A 3,863-nucleotide genomic window follows, 5' to 3' on the forward strand; every position below is an offset into this window, starting at 1 on the left:
GAGGCATCCGCCAGCGTCGTCCCACTGCCTTCATTCATCCCCATGGTTGTCACCAGGTTGGTACTCCCACTCCCCCCACCGGTGGTCACAGAAGTGTTCGTGGAATTCAAACTCTGATTCCCACTACTATCCACGGCACGAACCCGATAATTGTAGGTGGTACCGCCCGTCACAGTGGTGTCGCTGTAACTAGCCGTGCCGATACTGGCGATCTGCACGAAGTTGGTGCAGCCTGTGTTTTGACACCGCTCCATGAGATAGGTGACGGAGCCGGAATTGTCGGATGCCCCTGTCCAGGCCAAATTTACCTGTGATGAGCCGATCGGTGTAGCGACAAGTCCAGAGGGATCGGATGGTGGAATGGAGTCGGTCAGGACCGGCAAATTCACGCTGACGGTGCGGCTCAAACCACTGGAATCTGTCGCAGTCAACTGAAATTCATAGGAGTACGTTCCAATGCCATGATATTGAATGGCGACTGAGCCCGTTGCACCGGTGGTGAAGACTTGTGTGTGCGTATGATCGTTGTGATGCAAGAGGATTGTCCAGTTGAGCCCACTCGAGGGAATCGTCCCATCATCCGGATCGGTTGCGGATCCCTGATACGCCACAGTTTGTCCAGGTAAAACGCTAGTGCCATTGATGGGAGACTGAATCGTCGGCGTCGGGGGTACACTCCCAACCGTAACTTTGACCGTCGCAGATGAGCTTTGATTCGCACTCGCGGTGATCGTTAGCTTGGCTGTGAAGGTTTTGACCGTGGCTGAAACATATGTATGAGATGGATTAGCCGCAGTCGAAGTCTGACCGTCTCCGAACTCCCACAGATAAGACACTGAGGTGCTACTCGGAATAATCGAGCCGGCACTGGAGAAATTGACGGTGAGGGGCGAGTACCCGGATGAAGGTGTGGTTGTTGCCACCGCGGATACCCCGTTAAATCGAACGCGAACAACTCGACCCGTGTTAATCTCAACATAGTAGAGCAATCCATCGGGCCCTAACTCTAGGTCGACGGGACCCTGTAGTCCGGTGGCGAAGGGCACGGTACCGGTCATATCGCCAAACTGATTGAAGGTCATTCGCCTGATCCAACCAGCCGCGTAGTCCGAGATAAACCAGGTGTCTCGATAGATATCCGGATAGGCTGTCGCGGTATAGAACGGTCCACCAATAGCAGAATTCCCGACAAATGGTGCACCTGCCGCTTCCGGAATACCCGGGTGAGGATAGGAAATAAGCGGCGGAGTGACAACGGTGCTTGTCAGTGGGCCACATCGAGTCGGAAAAGTGTTTTGGTAGTCAGGCTGGGGGTCGACACCTTCATAGCAGGGCCAGCCAAAATTTTTACCACGTCCTCGAGAAAATTCTTCCCAGGTGTTCCATCCTACATCGCCGATATAGGGTTCCCCTGAGACTGGGTGGAGCGTGAAACGAAAGGGGTTTCGCAAGCCGTAGGAATAGACTTTCGATCTGATCGAATTGGTTCCGTCGTCGAAGGGATTGTCACCCGGGGCGTTTCCATCTTCGGTGATACGTAAGATTTTCCCACGTGGATCGTTGAGGTCCTGTGCAACAAATGCGGATACTTGAGCACCGTCGGCCGTCGTGTCCTCACCATGCCCCACAAAGAGCTTACCGTCTGGGCCAAATCGCAACGTGCCGTTCTCATGATGGTGAAAGTTATTGGGAATGGTCATGAGGACCGTCTCACTATTGGGCAAAGCGACGTCCGGATTTTGGGCATTCGCGATAAACCGGGAGAGCCGTTCAGTCTTCGGACTTGGGTCGTTTGGATCGCCGCCGTTTTCCCGTACATAGATGACATAGACATAGCCATTGACGGCAAAGTTCGGATGTAAGGCCAATCCAAGCATTCCTCGGTCATCGAAGGTGTTGACGTTCGCGCTGATATCCAGAAACGGTGTGGGCAATAACTGGCCATTCTTGTAGATCCTGATCACGCCATTTCGTTGCCAGATAAACATCCGCCCGTCACTCGCCCATGTCACCCCCACTGGAAGAAATTGAGGGAGAGTGGTAACGACTTCCGCGGAGAATCCAGTATCACTAAATGTCTGAGCCTGTGTGGTAAAAGGGCGTAAGGATCCAACACCAAAATAGAGGAGGCTCATCAGGGCAATAACTACAACCTTTGCCTGTAAGCGCTTAGGATAAATAGACAAGCTCATCCAATTTAGCATGGTCTATCCCTTTTCATGAATTATGACAGTTTGGACACATGGTTAAGCTGCGAGTATCGACCACTTCTATTTTTGAGGCTGAGGCCGCCGTGCATGCTATACCAACCAACTACCAGAACGCGAGACCGTAGTTTCTTGGATTCGGTCCTGATGTCTAAGACAAGAGAGCGTGTTGGCTGTGTACTGGCAGGGTGCTGCAGGTATTTCCATGATTGAGTCAGCTTCCCTAGAAGAATACTGCCCAAGCGATTCAATGCTAAACATACCCATTGAAGTACATGTGTATCGATACCACTATTATCCCTACTTTCTTGCCGTTCATGTCGTCACATAGAGCCTTTGCCCACGGCAAAGGACAGGGTCGAATTGTAGAAACCTTAGGTGAGATGCTCGTCAGCATGTGCCGAAATGGCCAGCGGCAACAAAACTTTACCTGCAATTTCTCGGAGACAGAATATAACCTGCAATGATATCACGCCACAACTCGTGCTTAAGTAGGCCCCCCCTTCGCCTCGACTTCCTGTTCTTTATTTCCTCATCACCATCACTGGGTGGCATTGTCTCAGTATCCGCATGAATCCACGCCACTTCGGAATCCATGGTTATAATGATGTTTGGTCACGGCTACGCCCTTCGTTAACATCACTTACCGACTATCTGAAATCATGGGTTCTGCCCCGATTTTACGGACACCTGATCGAAGGTCCATAATGGGCCAGGAGGGTGTCATGATCCAGAGGCGGAAGTTTTCAGCGAAGTACAAGCGGGAAGCGGTGGCGATGTTAGATGGCCCCAGGGTGACCGTGCGCCAACTTGCGGCCGAGCTGGGCGTGGGAGCGAAGACATTGGGGCGTTGGCGACGAGAGCACCGGCAGCATCCCACGCAGGCGTTTGTGGGCAATGGGCGACCCCGTGATGAAGAGCTGAGCCAGTTGCGTCGAGAGCTGGTTTGGGTGACCAAGGAGCGGGATTGTTTGCGAGAAGCGGCAGCGTGCTTCGCGAGAGCGTCGAAATGAAGTTTCGGATGATCCAACGAGGCCGCGACACGCTTCCCATCCGAATGATGTGTCGGTGTTGACGGGTGTCGGCCAGGCGGATATGACAGCTGGGCGACGCGGCCGCCGAGTGCGCGCACGACGGAGAATGCCCGGTTGATGAGGCGCATGCGTGACCTACACACCCAGCACGATGGTGTGCTGAGGAGTCCACGGATGTGGGAGGAACTCTGCTACGCCGGGGAGCGCTGTGGCCGCCATCGGGTCGCCCGCTTGATGCGCCGAGCTGGCTTACAAGGTATGCCGCAGCGACGACGCTGGCGACGGAAGCCCTCCGGTGTCCCACCGGCCGGGACACAGAATCTTATGGAGCGAGATTTCACCGCGACCGCCCTCAACACCAAATGGGTAACGGACAATACATACATCCGCACGGCGGAGCACTGATTGTATCTCTGCATCGTGCTGGATTTGTATTCTGGTCTCGTGGTTGGTTGGTCGATGAGTCCGCAGCAGGACCGCCAGCTTATGGTCCAAGCCGTGTTGATGGCGGTGTGGCAGCGGCCCAGCCGAACGCCAGTCATTCTCCATTCCGATCACGGCTGCTAATGTATGTAGTGCTCCCCTGAAATCAAGCCACCCGAGTTGATTGTTGGGCTCGGTA

Annotated in this window: 4 protein-coding genes; 3 read left to right on the plus strand and 1 reads right to left on the minus strand. The window is 54.0% G+C overall.

Annotated elements, in window-relative coordinates; genetic code table 11:
• The coding region (locus tag ACYX34_RS01210) for a PQQ-dependent sugar dehydrogenase (RefSeq protein WP_462074729.1) at positions 1–2,192 on the minus strand (2,192 nt) is incomplete at its 3' end.
• 740 nt (positions 2,193–2,932) lie between these two features.
• Here ACYX34_RS01210 and ACYX34_RS01215 point away from each other — a divergent pair.
• From ACYX34_RS01215 to ACYX34_RS01225, 3 genes are all read left to right on the plus strand, one after another.
• Positions 2,933–3,220 (plus strand): transposase, encoded by a 288-nt coding sequence (locus ACYX34_RS01215; RefSeq protein WP_462074730.1) that lies wholly within the window; start codon positions 2,933–2,935, stop codon positions 3,218–3,220.
• 138 nt (positions 3,221–3,358) lie between these two features.
• Complete coding sequence (locus tag ACYX34_RS01220) at positions 3,359–3,646, plus strand: IS3 family transposase (RefSeq protein ID WP_462074731.1); 288 nt, start codon at positions 3,359–3,361, stop codon at positions 3,644–3,646.
• Complete coding sequence (locus ACYX34_RS01225; RefSeq protein WP_462074732.1) at positions 3,647–3,808, plus strand: DDE-type integrase/transposase/recombinase; 162 nt, start codon at positions 3,647–3,649, stop codon at positions 3,806–3,808.
• The last annotated feature ends 55 nt before the right edge of the window (positions 3,809–3,863 follow it).

Source organism: Nitrospira sp. CMX1, assembly GCF_054902215.1.

Coding starts and splice junctions, on each gene's coding strand:
- ACYX34_RS01215 (WP_462074730.1), top strand. CDS start 2,933: ATGATCCAGAGGCGGAAGTTTTCAGCGAAGTACAAGCGGGAAGCGGTG.
- ACYX34_RS01220 (WP_462074731.1), top strand. CDS start 3,359: ATGAGGCGCATGCGTGACCTACACACCCAGCACGATGGTGTGCTGAGG.